The sequence below is a fragment of the Kitasatospora sp. NPDC059599 genome (genome assembly GCF_042735125.1).
In the GTDB taxonomy this organism is placed as follows: Bacteria; Actinomycetota; Actinomycetes; order Streptomycetales; family Streptomycetaceae; genus Kitasatospora.
Window position 1 is genome coordinate 39,015 of record NZ_JBHWCL010000010.1, and the last position, 26,659, is coordinate 65,673.

The following is a 26,659-nucleotide window of genomic DNA, read 5'->3' on the forward strand; positions in this document are numbered from 1 at the left end:
GCGGCACACCCCTGGCAACCACTACATGTGGAGTACTATAGTTGTCGTGGTTCGCCGAGCAGGCCGGTCCCGGCCCGCACCGCGCCCCGAATCCCGTTCCTCGACCCCAAGGACCTGCATGCGCAAGCTCACCTACTTCATCGGCGCCAGCATCGACGGCTTCATCGCGGCCCCGGACGGCGACTTCGGCGTCTTCATGCCGTACGTGACCGAGGACTACGCCCCGACGCTCCACAGCGAGTACCCCGAGACCATCCCCACCTTCGGCCGGGCGGCGGTCGGCATCGCCGACGCCCCCAACGAGCGCTTCGACACCGTGCTCATGGGCCGCGGCACCTACGAGCCGGGGATCCGGCTCGGAATCGCCAACCCCTACGCCCACCTGCGGCAGATCGTCTTCTCCCGCACCCTCGACACCAGCCCGGACCCTGCGGTCGAGCTCACCGCCGAGGACCCGCTGAGCGTCGTCCGCCGCCTGAAGGCGGAGGACGGGCTCGGCATCTGGCTCTGCGGCGGTGCCGACCTGGCCGGTCAGCTGCTGCCCGAGATCGACGAGCTGATCGTCAAGCAGTACCCGGTGGTGATCGGCTCGGGCATCCCGCTGTTCGCCCCGGGCGCCGCCGGCTTCACGCCCCGCGCCTTCACCCTCACCGACAGCCGGGTCTTCGAGCGCGGCAACGTCGTGCTCACCTACGAGCGGACGGCTCCGACCCGAGACGCCCAGAACGACGCCCGGGACGACGCCCGGGACGCCGGCTGACGCTCACCACCAGGCAGACGCCCGCGACCACGATCCCCCCGCCCGCCAGGGTGGGGCCGGTCAGCGGCTCGGCCAGGACCAGCCAGCCCAGCAGCACCGCCACCACCGGATTCACGTACGCGTAGGTGGCGACCAGCGTCAGCGGTGCGGAGCGCAGCAGCCAGGCGTACGCGGTGAAGGCGAGCAGCGAGCCGAACAGCACCAGGTAGGCGAGGGCCAGCCAGGACCGGCCGGAGACGGCCGCCAGGTCCAGCCCCCGCTGCTCGCCGCGGACCAGTCCGATCAGCAGGTTGCAGAACCCGCCGGCCAGCATCTGGTAGGCGCTCGCGGCGAGCACGTTGCCCGGCATCGGGACCTTCTTGCTCGCGAACGAGCCGGCCGCCCACAACAGCGTGGCGCAGATGATCAGGACCACGCCGAGCGGCGCGACGGACCCGCCGATCGCCGGGGCCGACAGCACACCGAGGCCGACCAGGCCGAGCAGCACCCCGGCGAGCTCGGCGGCCTTCGGGCGCTCGCCGCCGAAGGCCGTCAGCACCACCATCCACAGCGGGACGGCCGCCACCAGCAGGGCGGCCAGGCCGGAGGGGACGGAGGTCTCGCCCAGGACCACCAGTCCGTTGCCGCCGGTCAGCAGCAGCAGGCCGACCAGAGCGGCGGAGGCCAGCTGCCGCCCGCTCACCTTCAGCCCGGCCGGGCCCTGACGCACCAGCAGGTAGCCGACCAACAGGAAGCCCGCGATGAGGAAGCGGGCGGCGGCGGAGAGGAAGGAGGGCATCGTCTCCACCGCGATCCGGATCGCGAGGTAGGTCGAGCCCCAGACGACGTAGACCACGGCGAGGGCCAGCCAGACCGCACCGCCGAGGCGGCCGGCCGGGCGGGCGTCGGCGGGCGGGGGCGGGCCGACGGTGGCGGTCTTCGTGAGGGCCACGGGGGGTGCGTCGGCAGGGGGTGCGTCGGCGGGACTCCCCGGGGTGGCGGGGGTGACGGGGGTGGCGGGGGTCGTGGGGGCGGCACCGGCGGTGGTGGCCGGCTGGGAGGAGGCGGGCGATGTCATGTGTGTCCCCCTTGGACGGTGCTGGCCGAACATCCGATATGACAGCGCATGACCGGCCCGGCGCGCCAGTCGGTATCACGAACCGGACCGGAGGACGTACCGTGGGCGCTCCCCAGCGAGGAGGTCGAACCCGTGTCCGCGTCCGAGGAGGAGCTGCCGTTCTTCGTCTACGGCACTCTGCGCAGCGGCGGCCGCAACCACGCCGCACACCTGGCCGGACGCTGCGCCGACGTCCGGCCGGCCGTGCTGGACGGCGCCGCACTGCACGAGGGCCCCGGCTTTCCGTACGCGGTGCTCGACGCGACGCCCGGGCGGCGGATCGTGGGCGAGCTGATCACCATTCGCCCGAGCGCCTACGCCGGAGCACTCGCCGCCCTCGACCTGCTGGAGGAGTGCCAGGCGGACGGGACAGGGCTGTACGTGCGGCGGCGGCTGGCGGTCCGGACGGCGGTGCCGGGCGGGCGGCGGGACGCGTGGGTCTACCTGGCCGGGCCGGACGCCGAAGCCCGACTGCGCGAGCGGCCGGCACTGATCGCTTCGGGGGACTGGGCGGACCGGTGACCGGGTGCGGCAGGTGAGCGGCGCAGGACGCGAGCGGCGCAGCGGGTGAGCGGGGACGGGCGACGGATCGCGTGTGACGGATCGCGGCTGACAGATCACAGCTGACAGCTTTCAGCGAACAGATGATGAAATCTGTCATCTGAAACCCGTCGATCGTCAGCCGCCCGAGCCCCCGCCCCCACCGGACCCGGTCCGGACGGACCGGCCACCAGGACCGCCCCGTTACCCCCTGGATACCGCCAGGTAGGCTGCCCCGGCCGGCAGGATCGCCGGCCCCAGGCCCCCGGGACTCCAGGGCCCCGGGACCCCGGGACCGCGAGACCCCGGAACCGCGGGACCACGAGTCGCGACAACCGCAGGATCGAACGACGAGGAGCCACCCGGTGCCCGAGCTGCCACCCCCGATCACCGTCGTCGGGATCGGGGCCGACGGCTGGCCCGGCCTCGCCGCCACCGCCCGGGCCGCGCTCCGGGAGGCCGACGTGGTCATCGGCGGCCCCCGCCAGCTGGACCTGCTCCCCCGGGAGGAGGTCACCGCCGAGCGCGTCCCCTGGCCCTCCCCGCTGCGCCCGGCCGTCCCCGGACTGCTCGCCGCCCACGCCGACCGCCGCGTCGCCGTCCTGGCCAGCGGCGACCCGATGTTCTTCGGCATCGGCCGCACCCTGGCCGAGACCGTCGGGGCCGAGCGGCTGCGCGTCCTGCCGCACCCCTCCTCCGTCTCCTACGCCTGTGCCCGGCTCGGCTGGCCGCTGGAGGCGACCGAGGTGGTCAGCCTGGTCGGCCGTCCGCCGGCCACCCTCGCGCTCGCCCTCCACCCCGGCCGCCGCCTGCTGGTGCTCAGCGCCGACGCCGCCACCCCGGCCGCCGTCGCCGCCCTGCTCACCGAGCGCGGCTACGGCACCGCCCGCCTGCGCGTGCTGGAAAAGCTCGGCCACGCGCGCGAACGGCAGCTCCACGGCCCCGCCGACGGCTGGCCGCACCCGCCGGGCGACCCGCTGAACCTGATCGCCGTCGAGCTCGGCGACGGCCCCCGCACCTCCCTCGTCCCCGGCCTGCCCGACACCGCGTACGAGAGCGACGGCCAGCTGACCAAGCGGCACGTCCGCGCCGCCACCCTCGCCACGCTCGCCCCCTCCCCCGGCGAGCTGCTCTGGGACGTCGGCGGCGGCTCGGGCTCGATCGCCGTCGAGTGGCTGCGCGCCCACCGCGACTGCCGGGCGGTCAGCGTCGAGCGCGACCCGGTGCGCGCCGGGCGGATCGCCCGCAACGCCGCCGCGCTCGGCGTGCCGAGGCTGCGCGTGGTGACCGGCCCCGCGCCCGCAGCCCTCGACGGACTCCCCACCCCGGACGCCGTGTTCGTCGGCGGCGGTCTCACCGCACCCGGTCTGCTGGAGGCTTGCTGGGCGGCGCTGCGCCCGGGAGGCCGGCTGGTCGCCAACACCGTGACCCTGGAGTCCGAGGCGCTGCTGACCGAGTGGTACCGGCGGCACGGCGGCGAGCTCGTGAAACTGGCCGTCTCCCACGCCGTCCCGGTGGGCGGCTTCACCGGGTGGCGCCAGGCCATGCCGGTCACCCAGTGGTCCGCCGTCAGGACCGACACCCCCCAGGAGGACGCCTCGTGACCGTCTACTTCATCGGAGCCGGCCCGGGTGCCGCCGACCTGATCACCCTGCGCGGCCAGCGCATCCTGGCCCGCAGCGAGGTCTGCCTGTTCGCCGGCAGCCTGGTTCCGCGCGAGCTGCTGGACGAGTGCCCGCCCGGCGCGCTGCTCGTCGACACCGCCCAGATGACCCTGGACCGCATCGTCGAGCGGATGGCGCGTGCCCACCACGAGGGCAAGGACGTCGCCCGGCTGCACTCCGGCGACCCGTCCGTGTTCTCCGCCGTCGCCGAGCAGATGCGCCGCCTCGACGCGGCCGGCATCCCCTACGAGGTCGTCCCCGGTGTGCCCGCCTTCGCCGCCGCCGCGGCCGCGCTGAAGCGGGAGTTGACGGTGCCGACCGTGGGCCAGACCGTCATCCTCACCCGGATCGCCAAGCGCGCCACCCCGATGCCCGAGGGCGAGGACCTCGACACCCTCGGCCGCAGCGGCGCCCTGCTGGTGCTGCACCTGGCCGCCGGGTACGTGGACGACGTGGTCGAGCAGCTGCTCCCGCGCTACGGCGCCGACTGCCCGGCCGCCGTCGTCGCGATGGCGAGCCGCCCGGACGAGCTGGTGCTGCGCGGCACGGTCGGCGACATCGCCGAGCAGGTCAAGGCGGCGGGCGTGGTCCGCACGGCCGTCATCATCGTCGGCCGGACGCTGGCCGCCGAGCACTTCCGGGACAGCCACCTCTACTCGGCGGACCGCGAACGCCCGCACGAGCCCTGCGGGGCGTGATGCGCCACCTGCTGATCCTCGGCGGGACGACCGAGGGGCGGACGCTGGCCGCGGCCCTCGACGGCCGCCCGTCCCTGCGGGTCACCAGCTCGCTGGCCGGCCGGGTCGCCCGGCCCCGGCTGCCCGCCGGGGAGGTGCGGATCGGCGGCTTCGGCGGCCCGGACGGCCTGGCCGACTGGCTGCGCGCCGAGCGGGTGGACGCCGTCGTCGACGCCACCCACCCGTTCGCCGCCGGCATCTCGCACAACGCCGCCGTGGCGTCCGCCGCCGCCGGCGTGCCGCTGCTGGTGCTGCGCCGCCCTGGCTTCACCCGCGTCGACGGGGACCACTGGCTCCCCGTGCCGTCGCTCGCCGCGGCGGCCGACCTGCTGCCGCGGCGCGGCGAGCGGGTCTTCCTGACCACCGGGCGGCAGAGCGTCGCCGCCTTCGCCCACCTCGACGGGGTCCACTTCCTCGCCCGCTCGGTCGACCCGCCCGAGCCGCCGCTGCCGCCGTCCTTCGAAGTCCTGCTGGACCGGGGCCCATTCACGATCGAGGGCGAGCTGGCGCTGCTGCGCGCGCACGACATCGACGTCGTGGTCACCAAGGACAGCGGTGGCGCCGCGACCGCGCCCAAGCTCACCGCCGCCCGCGGGCTGCGGCTGCCCGTCATCGTCGTGGAGCGTCCGCCGGTGCCGGACGGCGTGCCGGTGGTCCCGGACGTCGAGGGGGCGCTGCGCTGGCTGGAGCGGTCGGGCTGAGCCCGGTCCGTGGAATGCCGGGCGAACCCGCCGACCGCCCGGCAGGATGACCCATGACCGACGCCCAGCGCACCGGAATGACGGCCGACCGGCGCACCGAGACCCCGCGGACCGCCGACGAACGCACCACCCTGGCAGGCTTCCTGGACTTCCAGCGCGACACCCTCGCGATGAAGTGCGCGGGCCTGACCACCGAGCAGCTCCGGGCCCGGGCGCTGGAGCCCTCCGCCCTGTCGCTGCTCGGTCTGGTCCGGCACCTCGCCGAGGTGGAGCGCGGCTGGTTCCGCAACGTCCTCGACGGCGAAGGGCTGCCCGGGTTCCGGAAGCACCCCGACGGCTCCTTCGTCGAGTTCGATGTGGAGGACGCCGACCCGGACGAGGCCTTCGCGAGCTGGCACCGCGAGTGCGACCGCGCCCGGGAACTCGTCGCCGCCGCAGAGTCGTTGGACGTCCTGGGCCACCACGGCGAGGAGGTCTTCCCGCTGCGCTGGATCCTCACCCACATGATCGAGGAGTACGCCCGCCACAACGGCCACGCCGACCTGCTGCGCGAGCACCTCGACGGCAGCACCGGCGAGTAGCACCCGGGCCGGGGGCCGGGCGGGCCGACGGAGAGGGAGCAGGTCGTGCGGACCCGCCAGAAGGAACGCGGCACCCCCGGGCCGTCGGAGCCCTGGAACGAGATCGCCCCCGGGCTCTGGATGGGCGGGCACTGCTTCACCCCGCCCGGCGGCGATCTGGAACCCGCCGTCGTCCGCGACGAGTTCGATCTGGTGGTCAGTCTGTTCACGCTCCCCGGGCACGGCCCGGCGCCGTGGGTGGAACACGTCGTCCGGGAGGTGCCCGACGCCCCGCTCTCCCCCGGTCAGCTGGAGGCCGTGCGGGAGGCGGCGGAGCTCACGGCGGAGGCCGTCCACCGGGGCCGCCGGACGCTGGTGCGCTGCCACTCGGGCTACAACCGTTCGGGCCTGGTGGTGGCGCAGGCCCTGGTAGGCCTGGGCCTGGACACTGGCGAGGCGGTCCGGCTGATCCGGGAACGGCGGTCGCCCTGGGCACTGAACAACCCGGTGTTCGTGGACTACCTGGACACCGGGTTGGACGTGGCCATCCTGCTGACCGGACTCACCGGTTGAGTCCGGACGGCAGGCGGCGGACAGTTCGCTGAGGGACCGTCAGATGTCGCGGAAGGTCTCGATCCGGGCGCCGATGGAGTTGAGGCGCTCGGCGAGGTCCTCGTAGCCGCGGTTGATGACGTAGACGTTGCGCAGGACCGAGGTGCCCTGGGCGGCGAGCATGGCGAGGAGGATGACGACCGCCGGGCGCAGGGCCGGCGGGCACATCATCTCGGCGGCGCGCCAGCGGGTGGGGCCCTGGACCAGCACGCGGTGCGGGTCGAGGAGCTTGACGTCCGCGCCGAGACGGGTCAGCTCGGTGAGGTAGATCGCGCGGTTGTCGTACACCCAGTCGTGGATCATCGTGGTGCCGTGCGCGGCCGCGGCGATGGCGGCGAAGAACGGCACGTTGTCGATGTTGATGCCGGGGAAGGGCATCGGGTGGATGGTGTCGACCGGCGCGGTCAGCTTGGAGGGGCGCACGGTGAGGTCGACCAGGCGGGTGTGACCGTTGTGGGCCCGGTACTCGGGGGTCCGGTCGTAGTCGAGGCCCATGCCCTCCAGCACCGCGAGCTCGATCTCCAGGAACTCGATCGGCACCCGGCGGATCGTCAGCTCGGAGGAGGTGACGACCGCGGCGGCGAGCAGGCTCATCGCCTCCACCGGGTCCTCGGCCGGGGTGTAGTCGACGTCGCGGGTGATCTCCGGAACGCCGTGCACGGTGAGCGTGGTGGTGCCGATGCCCTCGATCCTGACGCCCAGCTCCTCCAGGAAGAAGCAGAGGTCCTGGACCATGTAGTTGGGCGAGGCGTTGCGGATGACGCTCACGCCGTCGTGCCGCGCGGCGGCCAGCAGGGCGTTCTCGGTGACGGTGTCCCCGCGCTCGGTCAGCACGATCGGGCGGTCCAGCGGGGCACCCGGCTCGACCGAGGCGTGGTAGGCGCCGCCGGTGGTGGCGACCTCCAGGCCGAAGCGGCGCAGCGCGGTCAGGTGCGGCTGGACGGTGCGGGTGCCGAGGTCGCAGCCGCCCGCGTACGGGATGGCGAAGCGCTGGGCGCGGTGCATCAGCGGGCCGAGGAACATCAGCACGCTGCGGGTCCGCCGGGCCGCCTCGACGTCCATCGCGTCGAGGTTCAGCTCGGCGGGCGGGGTGAGTTCGAGGTCGCGGCCCTCGTTGATCCAGCGGCTCTTGACGCCGATGCTGGTGAGCACTTCGAGGATGCGGTAGACCTCCTCGATCCGGGCGACGCTGCGGATCGTGGTGCGACCGGTGGTCAGCAGCGAGGCGCAGAGGATCGCGACGCACGCGTTCTTGCTGCTGCGGACGTCGATGGCGCCGGAGAGGCGGGTGCCGCCGGCGACGCGCAGGTGCATCGGGCCGGAGTAGCCGAGGGAGACGATCTCGCTGTCGAGGGCTTCGCCGATGCGGGCGATCATCTCAAGGCTGACGTTCTGCTTGCCCTGTTCGATGCGGTTGACCGCGCTCTGGCTGGTGCCGAGCGCTTCTCCGAGCTGCGCCTGGGACCAGCCGCGGTGCTGACGCGCGGTACGGATGAGGGTGCCGATACGGGTGAGGTAGTCGCCTGTCACTCGGCAGACCATATCTCATGGCTGAGATGGCGATAGAAGCGAGAGGCGGCGCGGCGCTCCTTTTGTCCGTTTCTTTCCCTGTATGGCCGTCAGATCTTCACATCACCAGGTGATGTTGTCGCGCTCCCGTGACAGTCGTGACATTGTCACGGCCCCAGCGGCTCGGCCCGGCCGACGACGGTGCCCGCGCGGTCGATGCAGATGACGTCCACCGCGACCGGCGAGCCCAGCAGGACGCCGAGCGCCGTCGCCCGGGCCGCCTCGGCGACCAGGTCCCCGAGCGGCACCCCGGCCGCCCCGCAGAGCTGCACCGCCTCCAGACCGGTGTTGGCCGCCGCCACCGCCTCCGTCAGCGCCTCGTCCGCCCCGCCCCGCCGGGCCAGTTCGGCCAGGTACCCCTTGTCCACCTGGGACCGCGCCGAGTGCAGGTCGAGATGACCGGCCGCGAGCTTGGACAGCTTGGCGAAGCCGCCCGCGATGGTCAGCCGGGGCACCGGGTGGCGCTTGAGGTACTTCAGCACGGCTCCGGCGAAGTCGCCCATGTCCAGCAGTGCGTCCTCGGGCAGGCCGTGCACCGCGACCGCGACCTTCTCCGACGTCGAACCGGTGCACCCGGCCACGTGCGTGCGGCCCGCCGCCCGGGCCACGTCGACACCGCGGCGGATCGAGTCGATCCAGGCCGAGCAGGAATAGGGGACGACGATCCCGGTAGTGCCGAGGATCGACAGGCCGCCGAGGATGCCCAGCCGCGGGTTCCAGGTCGAGCGGGCGATCTCCGCACCGTGGTCGACGGAGATCTCGACCACCACGTCCCCGCTGCCGCCGTGCTCGGCGGCCACCTCGGCGACCGCGTCCCGGATCATCTGCCGGGGCACCGGGTTGATCGCGGGCTCCCCGACGGGCAGCGGCAGGCCCGCCTTGGTGACCGTCCCCACCCCCGGTCCGGCCCGGAACACCACCCCGGCCCCGGGCTCTCCGGCCCGGACGGTCGAGCGGATCAGCGCGCCGTGGGTGACGTCGGGGTCGTCGCCGGCGTCCTTGACCACCCCGGCCATGGCGTACGGCCGCCCGTCCGCCGCAGGCCGCTCGGCGGCGAGCGCGAAGGCGGGCCGCTGCCCCTTGGGCAGGGTGATGACCACGGGGTCGGGGAACTCTCCGGTGAGCAGCGCGGTGTACGCGGCCTTGGTGGCCGCGGTGGCGCAGGCGCCCGTCGTCCAGCCGTGCCGCAGGCCGCTGCTCTTGAGCTGGCCGGCCCGGCCCCCCGCCCCGGACTGCGCCCGGGCTCCGCCTTCGGCTGCCGCTGCGGCCACCTGCGCCTCGCTTCCGACGGCGCCCGCGCCGTCCTGCTCTCTCCGGCGGCCGCACCGGCCGCCGCCGCCGATTTTCCCCCATTCGCCCGGCCGCGGCCCGACCGGGGTGGCCGACGACGACCCGGGGCGCCACCCGCCGGACCACCTGCGCGAGCCGCGCGGCAGCTCTCCGGGGAGCCGCGCGGCGGGCCGTGCGCGAGCCGCAACGGCAGGCCCCGCGCGAGGCGTGCGGCCGGTCACGCGCGAGGCGTGCGGCGGGCCGTGCGCGAGCCGTGCGGAAACTGCGCGCAGCCGGCCTCCCGCGTTCCCGAAGTGTTCGCTGCACGGGCCTCGCCCCCGTGCCCTACCAGTGAGTAATCTGGCGGTCCGCCAGAAGCGGGTTCATGACACGTGGGTCGGTGAACGGGTCGTCCGCCCGGCCGGCCATCAGTATGGGGGTTTTTGTGGCAGGGATGAGTCGGCGTACGTTCCTCACGGGTACGTCGGTGGCCGCCGCGTGGTCGGCCTTGTCGCTGGGCGGCGCGCAGTTCGCCTCGGCCGCGACGCGCGACCAGGCGCTGGCGACGACGGCCGCGAGAGCGGTCAAGGTCACCGGGACCACGCTGGAGCAGGTGGCCACGCCGGTCGGCACCGGCGGCTACAAGCGGCTGACGGCCGGTCCGGGCTGGCCGCTGGTGGTGCGCGGCGAACTGGCGGCGCCCGGCACCGGCCGGGACGACCGCCGCACCGGGCTGGCCAGCTTCGTCCAGTTCAGCGACCTGCACCTGGTCGACACCGAGTCCCCGGTGCGCTTCGAGTACCTGGCCCGGTTCAACGGCAGCGCGTACCGGCCGCAGGAGGCCCTGAACGCCCGCGGCGTGTCGGCCCTCGTCGAGCGGGTCAACTCGCTCGGCGGCGGCCCCTACACCGGCATGCCGTTCAGCATGGTGATGGCCACCGGCGACAACACCGACAACCACGAGCTCGCCGAACTCGACTGGTACCTCAAGGTCATGGGTGGCGGACGACTGGCCCAGAACACCGGCGACCCGAACCGCTACGAAGGGGTCCAGAACTCCGGCAACGCCGGCTACTGGAACCCCGAACTCTCGTACACCGACGGTTACAAGGCCAAGGGCTTCCCGCTGGTGCCCGGCTTCCTGTCCGCCGCCGGCCGCCCCTTCGACGCGCCGGGCCTGCGCACCCCCTGGTACACCACGGTCGGCAACCACGACGACAGCATCGAGGGCACCCTGCCGGACCTCGGGCTGCTCAACGACCTCTACACCGGCCAGTACAAGCTGGAGGGCTGCGACGACGCGACCGCCGCCCAGCTGATGGACTCCCTGCGCCGCGACCCGGCGGGCGCCGTGTTCCTGCTCGCCAAGCTGATAGCCAGCGGCGACGCAGTGCGCCGGATCACCCCGGACGAGCGCCGGAAGCCGTTCACGCTCAAGGAGTTCGCCAAGGCCCACCTGAACCCGGCGGTCACCGGCGCCGGCCCGTACGGCCACGGCTTCACCTCGGACATGGTGAGCAGCGGCAAGCTCTACTACACCTTCCGCATCTCGGAGAAGGTGGTCGGCATCAGCCTGGACACCACCAACCAGGCCGGGTTCGCCGACGGTTCGCTCGGCACCGCGCAGCTGCGCTGGCTGGAGCAGCAGCTGCAGGCGCACAGCGGGCACTGGTACGACGCCGACGGGCGCCGGGTGACGGGCGGCAGCACGGACGACGTGGTCCTGCTCTTCAGCCACCACACCAGCACCTCGATGGGCAACCTGCTGCCGGACCCGCGCAACATCTTCGAGAAGCGGCACGACGGCAACGAGCTGGTGACGCTGCTGCAGCGCTACCCGAACGTCGTCGCCTGGGTGAACGGCCACACCCACATGAACAAGATCACGCCGCACGGCCACTCGGTGCCGGAGCGGGCGTTCTGGGAGATCAACACCGCCTCGCACATCGACTACCCGCAGCACGGCCGGGTCATCGAGGTCGTGGACAACGGGGACGGCACGCTCTCCCTGTTCACCACGTTGATCGAGTCCTCCGCGCCGTACGGGACGGACTTCGGCAGCACCTCGGACGCCAACCTCGCGGCGCTCTACCGCGAGCTGTCGTACAACGACCCGAACGGGCGGCCGACGGCGCTGCTGGGCGCGGGCGAGGACCACAACACGGAGCTGCTGGTCGCCAAGCCGACCCGGTAACGGTCGGCGGGGACGAGAACAGAGGACCGCAGACACATGACAGCCGACAGATGATGAAATCTGTCGGCTGTCATGTGTCATCCGCCGTTCGCCGGCCGCCGGCCGTCAGGCCTCCGGATACCGCCGGGGCGTCCAGACGACCTCCACGCCGCCGCCCCGCTCGACCGCCCGGGTCTGCGAGGAACCGATCAGCAGGATCGTCCGCATGTCGACCAGCGCCGGGTCCAGCTCGCCCAGCCGGACGATCCGCACCCGCTCGGTCGGCCCGCCGACGTCGCGCGCCATGACCACCGGGGTCTCGGGCGCCCGGTACTCCAGCAGCAGGTCCCGGGCGAGGCCCACCTGGGTGGTGCGGGACTTCGAGCCCGGGTTGTAGAGGGCGAGCACCAGGTCCGCCTCGGCGGCGGCGCGCAGCCGCTTGGCCACCGCGTCCCAGGGCTTCAGCCGGTCCGAGAGCGACACCGTCGCGTAGTCGTGCCCGAGCGGGGCGCCGGCCCGGGAGGCGGCCGCGTGGGCGGCGGTCATCCCCGGCAGGACCCGCACCGGGACGTCCCGGTAGGCCTCCTCGCAGGCGACCTCCAGCACGGCGGTGGCCATCGCGAACACCCCCGGGTCGCCGGAGGAGACCACCGCGACCCGGTGGCCGCGCCGGGCGAGGTCGAGCGCGTACTCGGCGCGCTCCGACTCCACCTTGTTGTCCGAGCCGTGCCGCCGCTGCCCCGGGCGCTCCGGCACCCGGGCCAGGTAGGTGGTGTAGCCGACCAGGTCGGTGGCCTCGGCCAGCGCGCCGCGCGCCTCGGGGGTGAGCCAGAGCGGCCCGGCCGGCCCGGTGCCGACGACGGTCACGCTGCCCGTGCCCTCCGACAGCCGGACCTCGGGCTCCAGCGGCGCGACCTTGCTGGGCAGCACCGCGACCGAGAAGTACGGCACGGTCTCGCCGTCGACCTCCGCGAGCGGCGCGATGCGCTCGCCGGCCATGAAGGCCCGCTCGACGTACTGGGCGTCGGCCAGCCGCCCGGCCCGCTCCAGGGCGCGGCGGACGGTCGGGAAGGTGCGCCCGAGCTTCATGATCACGGCGGAGTCGGCGGACGCGATCCGCGCCGTCAGCTCCTCCTCGGGCAGCGTGCCGGGGATGACGGTGAGCGTCTCCTCGGCCTCGGTCAGCGGCTGTCCGAGCCGGGCCGCCGCGGCGCTGACCGAGGTCACGCCGGGCACCACCTCGGTCGGGTAGCGGTGGGCGAGCCGCTTGTGCATGTGCTGGTACGAGCCGTAGAAGAGCGGGTCCCCCTCGGCGAGCACGACGACGTCGCGCCCGGCGTCCAGGTGGGCGGCCAGCCGGTCGGCGGCCTCCTCGTAGAACTCGTCCAACGCGCCCCGGTAGCCGCCGGGGTGGTCGGTGGTCTCCACGGTGAGCGGGTAGACCAGCTTCTCCTCGATCTGACCGGCCGTCAGGTACCGCTCCGCGATCGAGCGCGCGATGGACCGGCCGTGCCGGGCGCTGTGGTACGCCACCACGTCGGCCTTGCCGATGAGTTCGGCGGCGCGGACGGTCACCAGCGACGGGTCGCCGGGGCCGAGTCCGACGCCGTACAGCCGCCCGGTCGAAGACTCCTGACGTTCCTGATGTTCCGTCATTCTTCTTCGCTCGCAATCGCGTTGACGGCGGCGGCGGCCATCGCACTGCCGCCGCGCCGGCCCCGCACCACCAGGTGCTCCAGGCCGGACGGGTGCTCGGCCAGGGCCTGCTTGGACTCCGCGGCGCCGATGAAGCCGACCGGGACGCCGATCACCGCGGCCGGGCGCGGCGCGCCCGCCTCGATCATCTCCAGCAGCCGGAACAGCGAGGTCGGCGCGTTGCCGACGGCGACCACCGCGCCCTCCAGCCGGGGCAGCCAGAGCTCCATGGCGGCGGCGCTGCGGGTGTTGCCCATCTTTCGGGCGAGTTCGGGCACCGACGGGTCGGTGAGGGTGCAGATCACCTCGTTGTCGGCGGGCAGCCGCTTGCGGGTCACACCGCTCGCGACCATGTTGACGTCGCAGAGGATCGGCGCACCGGCGTGCAGCGCGGCGCGCGCGGAGGCGACCACGCCGGGCGAGTACACCAGGTCCTCGACCAGGTCGACCATCCCGCAGGCGTGGATCATCCGCACCGCGACCTGGGAGACGTCCGCCGGGAGGGCGGCCAGATCGGCCTCCGCGCGGATGGTGGCAAAGGACTGGCGGTAGATGGACGCGCCGTCCTTCTCGTACTCGATCACTTCGTGGTCCTCCTGGCCTCGGCGACCGCCTCGGCCATCTGCTCGTTCGTCACCTCGGCGGCCATGGGGGCGGCCGCCGGTCCGTTCACCGTCACCCGGTAGCCGTGCCCGGTGGCGAGCACGTCCACCCACCGCCCGGCCGGGTGGCCGCAGCGCCGTTCACAGCCCGACCAGTGGACGGGCAGCGCGCCGGGGCCCGGGTGCGCACCAGCGGGGCCGGCGTCCAGCGCCCCGGCCGCGTCCGAACGGACGTCGGCGAGCGACTTGGCGCAGCCCGGCAACCCGGTGCAGGCCGTGGCCCGCTCCCAGGCGGAGCCCGGCTCGGTGCGGAACCCGGCCGCGGCCAGCCCGGGCAGCAGATCGGCGGCCGCTCCGGGCACGACCGCGCCGCGCCAGGGCGTCAGCCGCAGTTCACCGGCGGAGGCCGCCGCGGCGGCGACCAGCGCCCGCCACTGCGCGGCGCTCGCCCGGCCGAAGCGCAGCCCCACCGAGAGCCCGCCGGGATGCGCGCCGACGGCGGGCGCCGCACCGGCGAAGGCGGGCAGCGGCACCGGGCCGGCGGGCAGCAGGTCGGGCACCTCGCGCAGGTGCCAGGCCCGGCGCCCGCTGGTGCGCAGCGCGTCCAGGAAGGAGCGGGCCGCGTCGAGCACGGCCGCCACCTCCTGCCCGGCCTCGACCGGGTGCCCGTGGCCCGAACGCCCGAGGCGCAGCAGCGCGGGCGTTCCCGGCGCGGCCCCCGAGGCTGCGATCAATGTCACATCGGCGTCGAGCGCGGCGACATCGCCCCGCCCGTCGTCCAGCGCGAAGAGGAACTTGCCGGAGAGCCCGGCCGCCCAGTCGCTCGCGCACAGCCGCGCGTCCAGTTCCCGCACCCAGGCCCGGACGTCGGCGCCCGGGCCGGAATCCAGCCCGGCCAGCGGAGAGGCGACGATGTTGCGGACCCGCTCGTGGGTCTCCGAGGGCAGCAGCGCGACGGCGCGCAGCCGCTCGGCGAGGTCCGCCCCGCACTGCGGAGCCAGGCCCCGCAGTTGGACGTTGCCGCGCGAGGTGGTCTCCACCTGCCCGTCACCCAGGGCCTCGGCGGCCTCGACCAGCGCGAGTGCCTGACGATCCGTCAGCAGGCCTCCGGGCAGCCGGATCCGGGCCAGGGCGCCGTCGTCGGCCGGGTGCAGGCGAAGCGCCCCGGGGCAGGCGTCCGCGCGCCCCCGGTCGGGCACCTCCCGGTCGGGCACGGCGGCGCCCGGCGCGGTGGCGTCGGGTGTCGGTGGCATGGCGGCGAGCATACAGATGATCCGATCGGTTGCCTCCGTCCGCTGCATCACACTCCGGCGCACCCGTCGCATGCGCCCGGCGCCGCCGTGCCCGACCGGCCCGGACGCCCGCACCGCACGGCCCCGAGCCGCCTGCCGGCCGGCCCGGACCAGCGCCCCGACCGGCCCGGACCCGTACGTCCACCGCCCCCGGGCCGCGCGCCGCCCCCTCCGGGGCCCGGCCGAAAGCTCACTCTCCCCCAGGTCAGCCGTACCCCGTACGATGCAGGGCGGACGGTCCGGCGGACCGTCCACACGCCAGCGACGGCGCAGGGGAGGAAACCGGTGCAAACCCGGTGCGGTCCCGCCACTGTGACCGCGGTTCACCGGGCAACCGGTCGGCCGCGGGAGCCAGGAACTCCTGCCGTCCTCCACCGGCCCGGGGCGCGGACCCCGAGGAAGGCAGAAATGCACCAGCGCTGTCGCATGCCCGCGCACGCGTCCACGGCCGCCAGCACGGCGGCCCCGGCCCGAGTCACGGCCGCCGCGGCCGACTCCACGGCCGACCCGGCCCGCGTCCGGGCCACCCCGACCGGCTCCACGGCCGGCCCGGCCACCGACGAGGCCGGGAGGGCCTTCGCATGATCCTGCTGCTGTCGACGTCCGACACCGACCTGCTCAGCGCCCGCGCATCCGAGGGCCCGGTGCCCTTCCGGCTCGGCAACCCGGCCCGGCTCACCCCCGACGACCTGCCCGCGCTGCTGGAGGGCACCGAACTCGTCGTGGTCCGCCTGCTCGGCGGACGCCGCGCCTGGCAGGAAGGCCTGGACGCGCTGCTGGCCGGCCCCCGCCCGGTGGTGGTGCTGACCGGTGAGCAGGCCCCCGACGCCCAGCTGATGGAGCTGTCCACCGTCCCGGCCGGCATCGCCGCCGAGGCACACGCCTACCTCGCCCACGGCGGCGCCGCCAACCTGGCCGAGCTGGGCTCCTTCCTCTCCGACACCGTGCTGCTCACCGGCCACGGCTTCGCCCCGCCCGCGTCCGCGCCGGCCTGGGGCCCGCTGGAGCGCGAAGCCCGCACCGGCGACGGCCCCGGCGCCGACCGGCCGACGGTCGCGGTGCTCTACTACCGCGCCCACCACATGAGCGGGAACACCGCCTTCGTGGAGACGCTCTGCCAGGCGATCGAGGACCAGGGCGCACGGGCGAAGGCCTACTACTGCGCCTCGCTGCGCGGCGCCGAGCCCGAGCTGCTGGCCGCGCTCGGCGAGGCCGACGCGATCGTCACCACCGTGCTCGCCGCCGGCGGCACCCGCCCCGCCGACGCCCAGGCCGGCGGCGACGAGGAGGCCTGGGACGCGGGCGCGCTCGCCGCCCTGGACCGCCCGATCCTCCAGGCGCTCTGCCTGACCTGGTCACGCGCCCAGTGGGAGAGCAGCGACGACGGCCTGTCCCCGCTGGACACCGCGACCCAGATCGCCGTGCCGGAGTTCGACGGCCGCCTGATCTCCGTCCCGTTCTCCTTCAAGGAGCTGGACGAGGACGGCCTGACCGTCTACGCCGCCGACCCGGAGCGCGCCGCCCGCGTCGCCGGCACCGCCGTCAGCCACGCCCGGCTGCGCTACGTCCCGGCCGCCGAGCGCCGCCTCGCGCTGGTGCTCTCCGCGTACCCGACCAAGCACGCCCGGGTCGGCAACGCCGTCGGCCTGGACACCCCGGCCAGCGCCGTCCGCCTGCTGCACCGGCTGCGCGAGGAGGGCATGGACCTCGGGAACGAGCTGCCCGGCCTGGACGACGGGGCCGAGGAGGGCCACGAGGGCGACGCGATCATCCACGCCCTGATCGCGGCCGGCGGCTACGACCAGGACTGGCTCACCGAGGACCAGCTGGCCCGCAACCCGGTGCGCATCCCCGCCGCCGACTACCGCCGCTGGTACGCCACCCTCCCGCAGGCGCTGCGCGAGCAGGTCGAGGAGCACTGGGGCCCGGCGCCCGGCGAGCTGTACGTCGACCGCTCGCAGAACCCGGACGGCGACATCGTGCTGGCCGCGATCCGCTCCGGGAACCTGCTCGTCCTGATCCAGCCGCCGCGCGGCTTCGGCGAGAACCCGGTCGCGATCTACCACGACCCCGACCTGCCGCCGAGCCACCACTACCTGGCCGCGTACCGCTGGATCGAGGCCGCGCAGGAGGACGGCGGCTTCGGCGCCCACGCCGTCATCCACCTCGGCAAGCACGGCAACCTGGAGTGGCTGCCCGGCAAGACCGCCGCGCTGTCCGCCGAGTGCGGCCCGGACGCCGTCCTCGGCAACCTCCCGCTGGTCTACCCCTTCCTGGTCAACGACCCGGGCGAGGGCACCCAGGCGAAGCGCCGCGCCCACGCCACCCTGGTCGACCACCTCGTCCCGCCGATGGCCCGCGCCGACTCCTACGGCGACATCGCGCGCCTGGAGCAGCTGCTGGACGAGCACTCCAACATCGCCGCGATGGACCCGGCCAAGCTGCCCGCCATCCGCGCCCAGATCTGGACCCTGATCCAGGCCGCCAAGCTCGACCACGACCTCGGCCTGGACGAGCGCCCCGAGGACGACGGCTTCGACGACTTCCTGCTGCACGTCGACGGCTGGCTCTGCGAGGTCAAGGACGCCCAGATCCGCGACGGCCTGCACGTCCTCGGCCAGGCGCCGGCCGGCACCGACCGGGTCAACATCGTGCTCGCCATCCTGCGCGCCCGGCAGATCTGGGGCGGCGTCAGCGCGCTGCCCGGCCTGCGCGAGGCGCTCGGCCTGGACGAGGCGGCGCTGACCCTCGGCGCCACCGACGCGGCCGAGGCCAGGGCCCGCGCCCTGGTCGAGGCGATGGAGGCCGAGGACTGGGCGCCGGAGGCGGTCGAGAAGGTCGCCGCCGGGCTGCCGGAGGCCGTCCACGACGTGCTGGCCTTCGCCGCCACCCAGGTGGTGCCGCGCCTGGCCGCCACCACCGACGAGCTGGACGCCGTGCTGCACGCGCTGCAGGGCGGCTTCGTCCCGGCCGGCCCGTCCGGCTCGCCGCTGCGCGGCCTGGTCAACGTCCTGCCGACCGGCCGCAACTTCTACTCCGTCGACCCGAAGGCCGTCCCCAGCAAGCTCGCCTGGGAGACCGGCCAGGCGCTCGCCGCCTCGCTGGTCGAGCGGTACACCGCCGACAACGACGGCGCCTACCCGCCGTCGGTCGGGCTCTCGCTCTGGGGCACCAGCGCGATGCGCACCGCCGGCGACGACATCGCCGAGGCGTTCGCCCTGCTCGGCGTCCGCCCGGTCTGGGACGACGCCTCCCGCCGGGTCACCGGCCTGGAGCCGATCCCGCTGGAGGAGCTGGGCCGCCCGCGCATCGACGTGACGCTGCGCATCTCCGGTTTCTTCCGCGACGCCTTCCCGCACGTGGTCGCCCTGCTGGACGACGCGGTGCGCCTGGCCGCCGCCCAGGAGGAAGCCGACTCGGACAACTTCGTCCGGGCTCACGTCCAGGCCGACGTGGCGGTCCACGGCGACGAGCGCAAGGCCACCGTCCGCGTCTTCGGCTCCCGCCCGGGCACCTACGGCGCGGGCCTGCTCCAGCTGATCGACAGCCGCGACTGGCGCACCGACGCCGACCTCGCCGAGGTGTACACGGTCTGGGGCGGCTACGCGTACGGACGCGGGCTGGACGGCCGGCCGGCCCGCGAGGAGATGGAGACCGCCTACAAGCGGATCACCGTCGCCGCGAAGAACACCGACACCCGCGAGCACGACATCGCCGACTCGGACGACTACTTCCAGTACCACGGCGGCATGGTGGCCACCGTCCGCGCCCTCACCGGCAAGGCGCCCACCGCCTACATCGGCGACTCCACCCGCCCGGAGACGGTCCGCACCCGGACCCTCACCGAGGAGGCCGCCCGCGTCTTCCGCGCCCGGGTGGTCAACCCGCGCTGGATCGAGGCGATGCGCCGCCACGGCTACAAGGGCGCCTTCGAGATGGCCGCGACCGTCGACTACCTGTTCGGCTACGACGCCACCACGGGCGTGGTCGCGGACTGGATGTACGAGAAGCTGACCCAGGAGTACGTGCTCGACCCGGTCAACCGGGAGTTCCTCGCGGGCGCCAACCCGTGGGCGCTGCACGGGATCAGCGAGCGCCTGCTGGAGGCGGCGAGCCGCGGGCTGTGGGAGCAGCCGGACCCGGAGCTGATCGCGCAGCTGCAGGCCGCGTTCCTGGAGACGGAGGGTGACCTGGAGGGCGGCGAGGGCTAGGTCCGGGCCAGGTCCTGTCCTGCCGGACAGGGCCGAGGCCCGGCCTCCGGGCGGCCGCCCGACAGGTGGGTCGCCACCTCGCTGTCGGTGTTCCCGTCGTCCATCCGGGTGACGGGAACACTGGTGGTGTCCGCCGTCCGAGCGGACAATACGGGTCATGTCGCGGCGCATCGGTCCCACCAGCCCAGCACTGAGCACGACCCCCGCGGACGAAGCGGGGGAACCGGAGGAAACCGGGGAACGGGAGACGCACCCGCCGCACCGGTACCGGGCGCGGATCGGGGCGCTGGCCGCCGGGGCGGTGCCGGTGCTCGCGTTCCCGGCCCCCGGGCAGGCCTGGCTGGCGTGGATCGCCCTCGTCCCCGGGCTGCTGCTGATGCAGCGGGCGCCGTCGGGGCGGGAGGCGGCGGTGCGCGGCTGGTGGTTCGGGTCGGGGTTCATCCTGACCGCGATGTACTGGCTGGTGCCCTCCATCGGCCCCGCGCTCCCGGTGCTCGCGGTGCTGTTCGGTGCGCTGCAGGCTGCCGTCGGGTACACCGTGCACCGGCTGCTGCACCCGCCGTTGACCACCCGTCGGGCGCTGCTCGCGCTGGTGGTCGTCCCCGCGGTCTGGGTGTCCGCCGAGTACGCGCGGTCCTGGCCGGCGCTCGGCGGACCGTGGGCGCTGCTCGGCGCCACCCAGTGGCAGCACCCGGCGGTCCTCGGGCTGGCCTCGGCGGGCGGGATCTGGCTGGTCAGCGCGGCGGTGGCGGCGGTGAACACCGGGGTGCTGATCGCGCTGACCGCCGTGCACTGGCGGCCGCGGGCCGCCGCGGCGGCGGCGACCGTGCTCGTCCTGGCCTCCGGTCCGGCACTGTTCGCGCTGCGCGAGGCGCCCGTCGGAGCCGGGGCCGTCACGGTCGCGCTGGTCCAGCCCGGGATCGTGGAGGACCCGCAGGCCCGGTTCGACGCGAGCGCCCGGGCCACCGCCGCCCTGGTCGGGCAGCCGGTGGACCTGGTCGTGTGGGGCGAGAGCAGCACCACGGCCGACCTGGACCACGACCCGGCCGCCCTGGACGCGCTGCGCGGACTCGCCGCGACCACCGGCGCCCGGATCATCGCCGGGGAGGACGCGCGCAAGGCGGACGGGCGGATCTCCAAGGACGCGGTGCTGGTCTCCCCGGCGGGCGTGGCGGACCGCTACCGCAAGATCCGGCTGGTGCCGTTCGGCGAGTACATCCCGCTGCGGCCGGTGCTCGGCTGGATCGCCGGGGTCAGCCGGGCGGCGGGCGAGAACCGGGCACCCGGCAGCGCGTTCCACCTGCTGCCGACCACCGACCGGACGGGCGCCGCGCTGCCGGTCGGGGCGCTGATCTGCTTCGAGTCCGCCTTTCCCGACATGGCCCGCACCGCCGCGCGGGACGGCGCCCGGGTGCTGGTCTACCAGTCCTCGACCTCGACGTTCCAACACACCTGGGCGCCCGAACAGCACGTCTCGCTGGCGGCGATCCGGGCGGCCGAGACGGGCCGGCCGGCCGTCCAGGCCGCGCTGACCGGCGTCTCGGCGGCCTTCGACGCGCAGGGCCGGGAGCTCGCCCGGCTCGGCACCGACGGCACCGGCTCGCTGACCGTCCGGCTGCCCCTCACCGCGCCCGGCACGCTGACCTGGTACGACCGCGTCGGCGACGTGGTACCGGCGGGCGCGCTGCTGATCACGGCGGGGGCCGCCGTGGCGGCGGTGGTGACGAACCGACGCTCGCGTGCGTCGCGTCACCCGGCTCAGCCCGCCGACGGGGCGTGGTAGACGCCGAAGGCCGCCCCCTGCGGGTCGCGCAGCACGGCGATCCGCCGGGCGCCCGGCGCACCGGACGCGGGCACCAGCACGTCCGCGCCCAGTGCGACCGCCCGGCCGACGGTGAGGTCGGCGTCGACGCACGAGAAGTACGGCTGCCAGTGCGGCGGCACCTCCGGCGCGAAGCCCTCGCCCATCACCGGCATGCCGCCGAAGTCCTGACCGGCCAGGCCCCACTGGGTGTAGTACTCGGAGGCCGCGACGGACCAGCCGAAGACGGCCGGGTAGAAGTCGGTCGCGCCCGCCGGGTCACGGGTGAGCAGCTCCACCCAGCCGAGCGAGCCGGGCTCGTTGAAGACGCCGGCGCCCGCGAAGGCGCGGGCCTGCCAGAGGAGGAAGACCGCGCCGGAGCGGTCGGCGGCGACCGCGAAACGGCCCTGGTCGCGCACGTCGGCGGGATCCTTCAGGAGGCTGCCGCCGGCGTCCCTGATCCTTGCCGCGGTGGCGTCGGCGTCGGCGACCGCGAAGCAGACCGACCAGGCCGTCGGCTGCCGCGGCCCGTAGCGCGGGGTGATCGCGGCGACCGGGACGTCCCCCAGGAGCATCCGGGCGTGGTCCCCGGCTCCGGGGCGCCCGCCGTCGTCCTCCCGCCAGCCGAACAGTTCCCGGTAGAAGGCCCCGGCGGCGGCCGGGTCGGAGGTGCCCAGTTCGACCCAGCAGGGGGCGCCGGTGGTCACGGAGGTCTGCTTCATGGCGTCGGTTCTCCAGCTCGTTGTCGCCCCCGGCCCTCCCCGCCCCGGATGCGGGGCGGGGAGGGCCGGGGGCGGGAGCTGGTGGGCCGAACGGGGGCGGTCAGCCCCGCAGGGCCCGCGCCACCGGGATCCAGAGCTCGGCCTCGGCGTCACCCGTCCCCGGGACGAAGCGGATCCGCAGGACCTCCGGGCCCGGCCGGGCCTCGTACGGGTTGGACGGGAACCACTGGGCGGCCACGTCCCCCCACATCTCCTGCAGGGCCTGCGGGAACGGCCCGCTGTTGGTGAACACCGCCCACGTCCCGGCCGGGACGTCGAGGACGTCCAGGTCCGCCGGGACGACGGCGTCCTCGCGCGCCACCACCGCGTGCCAGTAATCGAGTTCGGACCCCTCCTCGCGGTTGGGCGAGAAGTCGTCGCTCACCGACACGATCCCGGCCGGGTCCTCCCCGGCCAGGCCGGCGATCCGTTCGACGGTCTCCTCACCGAGTCCTCTGATGAACTCGGCGATCGCCGGGTTGATCCCCTGGTAGATCAGGGTGACCCGGGCCTTCCTGCCGACGATCCGGAAGTCCGGCCTGTCGACGATGCGGTACTCCATGCTGCTGCTCCCCTCCACGACGAGTCGGAAGGACATCCGGGGCTGGGAGATGAGCGTCGCACCGTCGCGCCGGGCCTCTCCCGGCCCGACCCCGTGCATCGCCCGGAACGCCCGGGCGAACGCCTCGCCCGAGGTGTACCCGTAGCGGACCGCGACGTCGAGCAACGTCCGCCCGCCGTCGAGGACCTCGGCCCCCGCGACGGTCAGCCGCCGGCGCCGCACGTACTCCGACAGCGGCATCCCGGCGAGCATCGAGAACAGCCGCCGGAAGTGGTACTCCGACGTCATCGCGATCCTCGCCAGCTCGGCCGCGTCGACCTCGCCGTCCAGGTGCCGTTCGATGTGGTCCATCGCCCGGTTCAGGTGTTCCAGCACGTCCACCCCGTCCTTCCTTGCCGATCACCACCGTAGGAAGGACCCACCCTGCCGTACCCGACGATCGGTGCCCGCTGCGGTCGGGTGCCGATCGCCGGGGTCCCCGGCGCCGGGGATCGGACCGGGTCGCCGGGGATCGGGCCGGCCGCCGGGGATCAGACCAGGCCCTGGGCCAGCATCGCGTCCGCGACCAGCTCGAAGCCCGCGATGTTGGCGCCCACCACGTAGTCGCCGGGCCAGCCGTAGCGCTCGGCGGTGGCGAAGCAGGAGTCGTGGATGTGCTTCATGATCCCGGCCAGCCGCTCCTCGGTGTGCCGGAAGGTCCAGGAGTCGCGGGAGGCGTTCTGCTGCATCTCCAGCGCACTGGTCGCGACACCGCCCGCGTTCGCCGCCTTGCCCGGCCCGAAGGCCACCCGGGCCTCCTGGAACACCCGCACCGCCTCCGGGGTGGTGGGCATGTTGGCGCCCTCGGCGACCGCGAGCACCCCGTTCCGGACCAGGGCGAGCGCGTCGGCCCCGGTCAGCTCGTTCTGGGTGGCGCAGGGCAGCGCGACCTCGCAGGGCACGCTCCACACCCCCGGCCCCTCGATGAACTTGACGTGACTGCCGCGCAGTTCGGCGTACTCGGAGATCCGGCCGCGCCGGACCTCCTTGACCTCCTTGAGCAGGGCGAGGTCGATGCCCTTCTCGTCCACCACGTAGCCGGAGGAGTCGGAGGCGGTGAGCACCGTCGCGCCGAGCTGCTGCGCCTTCTCGATCGCGTACAGCGCGACGTTGCCGGAGCCGGAGACGACCACCCGGCGGCCGTCCAGGCCGTCGCCGCGGCTGTGCAGCATCTCGGCGGTGAACAGCACGCAGCCGTAGCCGGTGGCCTCGGTCCTGACCTGAGCGCCGCCCCAGCCGAGGCCCTTGCCGGTGAGGACGCCGGCCTCGTAGCGGTTGGTGATCCGCTTGTACTGGCCGAAGAGGTAGCCGATCTCGCGGCCGCCGACGCCGATGTCCCCGGCCGGCACGTCGGTGTGCTCGCCGAGGTGGCGGTGGAGCTCGGTCATGAACGACTGACAGAACCTCATGACCTCGGCGTCCGAACGGCCCTTGGGGTCGAAGTCGGAGCCGCCCTTGCCGCCGCCGATCGACAGCCCGGTGAGCGCGTTCTTGAAGATCTGCTCGAAGCCGAGGAACTTGACGATGCCGAGGTCGACCGAGGGGTGGAAGCGCAGCCCGCCCTTGTAGGGGCCGAGGGCGCTGCTGAACTCCACCCGGAAGCCGCGGTTGACGTGGACGTCGCCGGCGTCGTCCGTCCACGGCACCCGGAACATCAACTGCCGCTCCGGCTCGCAGATCCGCTCGATGATCCGGGCGTCGAGGAGTTCGGGGCGGTGGGCGAGCACCGGGGCCAGGGTCTCCAGCACCTCGTGGACGGCCTGGTGGAACTCCGACTCGCCCTTGTTGCGGCGGACCACGTCCGCGAAGAGGGCCTCGACGGCGCGCTGTTCGGCGTCGAAGCGGGGCCCGGTCGAGCTCTCGGGAGTGGCGTCGGGGCGGCTCATGGGCATCTGATCAGGACCTTCCGTGGTCGTCGGTGGTCGTGCGCGGGGCGTTCCCGTGCCCAGGAAACGGGACGAAGTCCCGCAGTGTCGACACCCCGGACCGTTCCCCTTCCACATGCTGGTACATCGGGCGGGAACAGGCGGGACTGGCGGGGTGTTGTGCGCCACCGGGGTCGCGTCGGACATCGGGCGACCCAGTTGTTCAAATTGGAACAACCGAGTACGGTCGACACCCGGTCCACCCGGACCCGATCCGCCCCGGTCCACCCACGATCGACGAAGGCCCGCCCATGCCCCGACCCGGCCCCGCCACGGTGCGCTCCCGCGTGCGCATCCCGCTGACCTTCCCCGACGGCTACCGCGCCGAGGCGGAGGTCTTCACCTTCCACGGACTCACCGACGGCGCCGAGCACCTGGCCCTCGCGCTCGGCACGGTCCCCGAGGGCGGGACGCCGCTCGTGCGGCTGCACTCCGAATGCCTCACCGGCGACGTCTTCGGCTCGGACCGCTGCGACTGCGGACCCCAGCTGCGCGAGTCGGTGGAGCGGATCAGCGAGGCCGGCGGGTACCTGCTCTACCTGCGGCAGGAGGGCCGGGGCATCGGGCTCTACAACAAGCTCGACGCGTACGCCCTGCAGGACTCCGGGCTGGACACGTACGACGCCAACACCGCCCTCGGCCTGCCCGAGGACGGCCGGGACTACACCGCCGCCGCCCAGATGCTCGCCGCCCTCGGCACCACCGACATCGACCTGCTGAGCAACAACCCCGACAAGGCGGCGCAGTTGGCCGACCTCGGGATCACCGTGCGGCACCGGGTGCCGACGGGCGTGCACCTGTCGGCGAGCAACGTCCGCTACCTGACGGCGAAGGTGGAGCGGACGGGACACTCGATCGAGCTCTCCCGGCTGGTCGGCTGAGCGGCACCGGCCGCCGGGCGACCGGGCCCGGTCCGGCGGGTCGGTCAGGCGCGTTGGCCGGTCCTCAGGCGAGTCGGCGGGTCGGTCCAGCGAGTCGGCGGGTCAGGCGTCCCGGAACCCGATGACCCGTTTGACCGCACCGCGCAGCCGGCGGTCCGCCGCCGTCAGCGGCAACCGCTCGCGGTAGTACGCCGGGGACGCCACCGGCCGCGCCCCGAAGCTCTGCTTGAACCCCGCCAGCGAGGAATCGGGCCTGGCGTCACCCATGTCGTAGAGGCGGCTCCCGGCCGCGCACGCGTCCTCGACGGCGAGCCGGTGCAGCAGGTGGTTGGCATGGACCGGGTGCGCCAGGCGCCGGTCCATGGCCCCGCGCCAGTACTTGGTGTGGGTGCCGTGCCGCAGCACGACGATCGCGGCGGCCGGCTCCCCGCCGCACCTGGCCAGCCAGATCGCGCAGGACGTACCGAAGCGCTCCGCGACCGCCTCCAGCAGGCGCGGCGGCTCCTCCCGCCGACGGCGCCGGCGGGCCAGGGCCAGCGGCTCGTGCTGCTGCTCGGCCCAGCGGACCACCGACTCGTCGTAGAGGCGCTGGAACTGCGGCACCAGCCGCCCGCTCCGGTCCACCTCCACCTCGACCTCCTCGCGTTCGGCCCGCCGCACGCCCCGGCGCACCTGCTGGCGGAAGCGGTGGGCCCAGACCTCCTCGAACCCGCCCTCCAGGTCGAGCAGGTAGGTCGTGCGGTCGACCGGCGCGAAGGCGCCCGGCACGGCCTCGCCCCAGACCGGGGCCGCCCGGGGACCGAACCGCACCGCCACCCGCAGGGCGGGCCGGGCCGCGAGGTCCTCCAGGACGATCCGGGCCTGCCGCGCGTCCGGAGCGCCGTCCGGCACGACGGGGCCCCCGACACCCCAACCGGGCCAGGACTCCTCCGTCAGCAGCCGGGTCGCCCGGCGGCGGTGCCGGACCAGCGGGACGAGGACCAGCCGGCCGTCGTCGAACCGGTACAGCCTGCTCGCGTCCTCCAACGGCCAGGCCACACAGAGGCAGTCGAGCCAGGTCGGCGTCTGCGTGACCAACGCACCGCCGTCGCGGCCGATCAGCTCCCACCACAGCTCGCGCGGCGCCGGACTGGTCACCTCGACACCGGCGGGAAGCGTCCTGGGCATGGCGCGCCGTACTCCTCTCCGGTCGGTCCGCCGGGGTCCCCG

The 26,659-nt window shown here is 74.4% G+C and carries 22 protein-coding genes and 1 riboswitch; of the genes, 12 read left to right on the forward strand and 10 right to left on the reverse strand.

The genetic code is table 11. The features are described from left to right. Positions 1-118 precede the first annotated feature (118 nt). Positions 119-760: a dihydrofolate reductase family protein gene (locus tag ACFV04_RS05795; protein WP_380527052.1), complete on the forward strand. Its 642-nt coding sequence runs from the start codon at positions 119-121 to the stop codon at positions 758-760. Here the strand turns inward: ACFV04_RS05795 and ACFV04_RS05800 are convergent. Further along, positions 687-1,817 (reverse strand): EamA family transporter, encoded by a 1,131-nt coding sequence (locus ACFV04_RS05800; protein ID WP_380527054.1) that lies wholly within the window; start codon positions 1,815-1,817, stop codon positions 687-689. The genes ACFV04_RS05795 and ACFV04_RS05800 overlap by 74 nt on opposite strands. 132 nt (positions 1,818-1,949) lie before the next feature. On the opposite strand from ACFV04_RS05800, the gene ACFV04_RS05805 reads away from it, so the two are divergent. From ACFV04_RS05805 to ACFV04_RS05830, 6 genes are all read left to right on the forward strand, one after another. Continuing rightward, entirely contained in the window at positions 1,950-2,378 is a 429-nt protein-coding gene (locus tag ACFV04_RS05805; RefSeq protein WP_380342304.1) for a gamma-glutamylcyclotransferase family protein, read from the forward strand. 383 nt (positions 2,379-2,761) lie between these two features. Continuing rightward, on the forward strand, positions 2,762-4,000 hold the full coding sequence (gene cbiE, locus ACFV04_RS05810; protein WP_380342301.1) for a precorrin-6y C5,15-methyltransferase (decarboxylating) subunit CbiE: 1,239 nt from the start codon (positions 2,762-2,764) through the stop codon (positions 3,998-4,000). Continuing rightward, complete coding sequence (cobM, locus tag ACFV04_RS05815; protein WP_380342299.1) at positions 3,997-4,758, forward strand: precorrin-4 C(11)-methyltransferase; 762 nt, start codon at positions 3,997-3,999, stop codon at positions 4,756-4,758. Before cbiE ends, cobM begins: the two co-directional genes overlap by 4 nt. Next, positions 4,758-5,498, forward strand: coding sequence for a cobalt-precorrin-6A reductase (locus ACFV04_RS05820; RefSeq protein ID WP_380527113.1), 741 nt, complete (start codon positions 4,758-4,760; stop codon positions 5,496-5,498). The genes cobM and ACFV04_RS05820 overlap by 1 nt, the downstream gene beginning before the upstream one ends. A gap of 53 nt (positions 5,499-5,551) precedes the next feature. Then, entirely contained in the window at positions 5,552-6,079 is a 528-nt protein-coding gene (locus ACFV04_RS05825) for a DinB family protein (RefSeq protein WP_380527056.1), read from the forward strand. Positions 6,080-6,124: 45 nt separating this feature from the next. Further along, complete coding sequence (locus ACFV04_RS05830; protein ID WP_380527058.1) at positions 6,125-6,631, forward strand: protein phosphatase; 507 nt, start codon at positions 6,125-6,127, stop codon at positions 6,629-6,631. A gap of 39 nt (positions 6,632-6,670) precedes the next feature. On the opposite strand, the gene ACFV04_RS05835 is transcribed toward ACFV04_RS05830, so the two are convergent. Both ACFV04_RS05835 and ACFV04_RS05840 read right to left on the reverse strand, forming a co-directional pair. Next, positions 6,671-8,200 carry a UDP-N-acetylglucosamine 1-carboxyvinyltransferase gene (locus tag ACFV04_RS05835; protein WP_360249946.1) on the reverse strand — a complete coding sequence of 510 codons (1,530 nt, stop codon included), beginning with the start codon at positions 8,198-8,200 and terminating at the stop codon, positions 6,671-6,673. 146 nt (positions 8,201-8,346) lie between these two features. Further along, a complete protein-coding gene (locus tag ACFV04_RS05840; protein ID WP_380342295.1) occupies positions 8,347-9,510 on the reverse strand; it encodes a cobalt-precorrin-5B (C(1))-methyltransferase in 1,164 nt (387 codons plus the stop codon). 452 nt (positions 9,511-9,962) lie between these two features. On the opposite strand from ACFV04_RS05840, the gene ACFV04_RS05845 reads away from it, so the two are divergent. Beyond that, complete coding sequence (locus ACFV04_RS05845; RefSeq protein ID WP_380342292.1) at positions 9,963-11,702, forward strand: TIGR03767 family metallophosphoesterase; 1,740 nt, start codon at positions 9,963-9,965, stop codon at positions 11,700-11,702. A 105-nt stretch (positions 11,703-11,807) separates the two neighbouring features. On the opposite strand, the gene ACFV04_RS05850 is transcribed toward ACFV04_RS05845, so the two are convergent. The 3 genes from ACFV04_RS05850 to ACFV04_RS05860 are packed head-to-tail and all read right to left on the reverse strand — an operon-like array spanning position 11,808 to position 15,231. Beyond that, positions 11,808-13,337 (reverse strand): precorrin-2 C(20)-methyltransferase, encoded by a 1,530-nt coding sequence (locus tag ACFV04_RS05850; RefSeq protein ID WP_380342289.1) that lies wholly within the window; start codon positions 13,335-13,337, stop codon positions 11,808-11,810. Beyond that, on the reverse strand, positions 13,334-13,960 hold the full coding sequence (locus tag ACFV04_RS05855) for a precorrin-8X methylmutase (RefSeq protein WP_359901678.1): 627 nt from the start codon (positions 13,958-13,960) through the stop codon (positions 13,334-13,336). Before ACFV04_RS05855 ends, ACFV04_RS05850 begins: the two co-directional genes overlap by 4 nt. Further along, positions 13,957-15,231, reverse strand: a complete 1,275-nt coding sequence (locus ACFV04_RS05860; protein ID WP_380527061.1) for a hypothetical protein — start codon at positions 15,229-15,231, stop codon at positions 13,957-13,959. The genes ACFV04_RS05855 and ACFV04_RS05860 overlap by 4 nt, the downstream gene beginning before the upstream one ends. A 314-nt stretch (positions 15,232-15,545) precedes the next feature. Beyond that, a riboswitch (cobalamin riboswitch) is annotated at positions 15,546-15,631 on the forward strand. 47 nt (positions 15,632-15,678) lie between these two features. On the opposite strand from ACFV04_RS05860, the gene ACFV04_RS05865 reads away from it, so the two are divergent. The 3 genes from ACFV04_RS05865 (at position 15,679) to lnt (ending at position 21,264) form a co-directional block, all read left to right on the forward strand. Next, positions 15,679-15,855 carry a hypothetical protein gene (locus ACFV04_RS05865; RefSeq protein WP_360249964.1) on the forward strand — a complete coding sequence of 59 codons (177 nt, stop codon included), beginning with the start codon at positions 15,679-15,681 and terminating at the stop codon, positions 15,853-15,855. Next, positions 15,852-19,481 carry a cobaltochelatase subunit CobN gene (cobN, locus tag ACFV04_RS05870; protein WP_380527063.1) on the forward strand — a complete coding sequence of 1,210 codons (3,630 nt, stop codon included), beginning with the start codon at positions 15,852-15,854 and terminating at the stop codon, positions 19,479-19,481. The genes ACFV04_RS05865 and cobN overlap by 4 nt, the downstream gene beginning before the upstream one ends. Before the next feature lie 157 nt (positions 19,482-19,638). After that, positions 19,639-21,264: an apolipoprotein N-acyltransferase gene (lnt, locus tag ACFV04_RS05875; RefSeq protein WP_380527065.1), complete on the forward strand. Its 1,626-nt coding sequence runs from the start codon at positions 19,639-19,641 to the stop codon at positions 21,262-21,264. On the opposite strand, the gene ACFV04_RS05880 is transcribed toward lnt, so the two are convergent. The 3 genes from ACFV04_RS05880 to gdhA form a co-directional block, all read right to left on the reverse strand. Then, complete coding sequence (locus tag ACFV04_RS05880; protein WP_380527067.1) at positions 21,240-22,004, reverse strand: VOC family protein; 765 nt, start codon at positions 22,002-22,004, stop codon at positions 21,240-21,242. The two genes, lnt and ACFV04_RS05880, sit on opposite strands and share 25 nt — an antisense overlap. A 100-nt stretch (positions 22,005-22,104) precedes the next feature. After that, positions 22,105-22,980, reverse strand: a complete 876-nt coding sequence (locus ACFV04_RS05885; RefSeq protein ID WP_380527115.1) for a GyrI-like domain-containing protein — start codon at positions 22,978-22,980, stop codon at positions 22,105-22,107. A gap of 155 nt (positions 22,981-23,135) precedes the next feature. Next, the gene (gdhA, locus tag ACFV04_RS05890; RefSeq protein WP_380527117.1) at positions 23,136-24,530 is read right to left on the reverse strand and encodes an NADP-specific glutamate dehydrogenase; all 1,395 of its coding nucleotides are present in this window, start codon (positions 24,528-24,530) and stop codon (positions 23,136-23,138) included. A 290-nt stretch (positions 24,531-24,820) separates the two neighbouring features. Here gdhA and ribA point away from each other — a divergent pair, with 290 nt between their 5' ends. Then, entirely contained in the window at positions 24,821-25,450 is a 630-nt protein-coding gene (gene ribA / locus ACFV04_RS05895) for a GTP cyclohydrolase II (RefSeq protein ID WP_380527069.1), read from the forward strand. A gap of 102 nt (positions 25,451-25,552) precedes the next feature. On the opposite strand, the gene ACFV04_RS05900 is transcribed toward ribA, so the two are convergent. Continuing rightward, positions 25,553-26,617 carry a GNAT family N-acetyltransferase gene (locus tag ACFV04_RS05900; protein WP_380527071.1) on the reverse strand — a complete coding sequence of 355 codons (1,065 nt, stop codon included), beginning with the start codon at positions 26,615-26,617 and terminating at the stop codon, positions 25,553-25,555. Positions 26,618-26,659 lie beyond the last annotated feature (42 nt).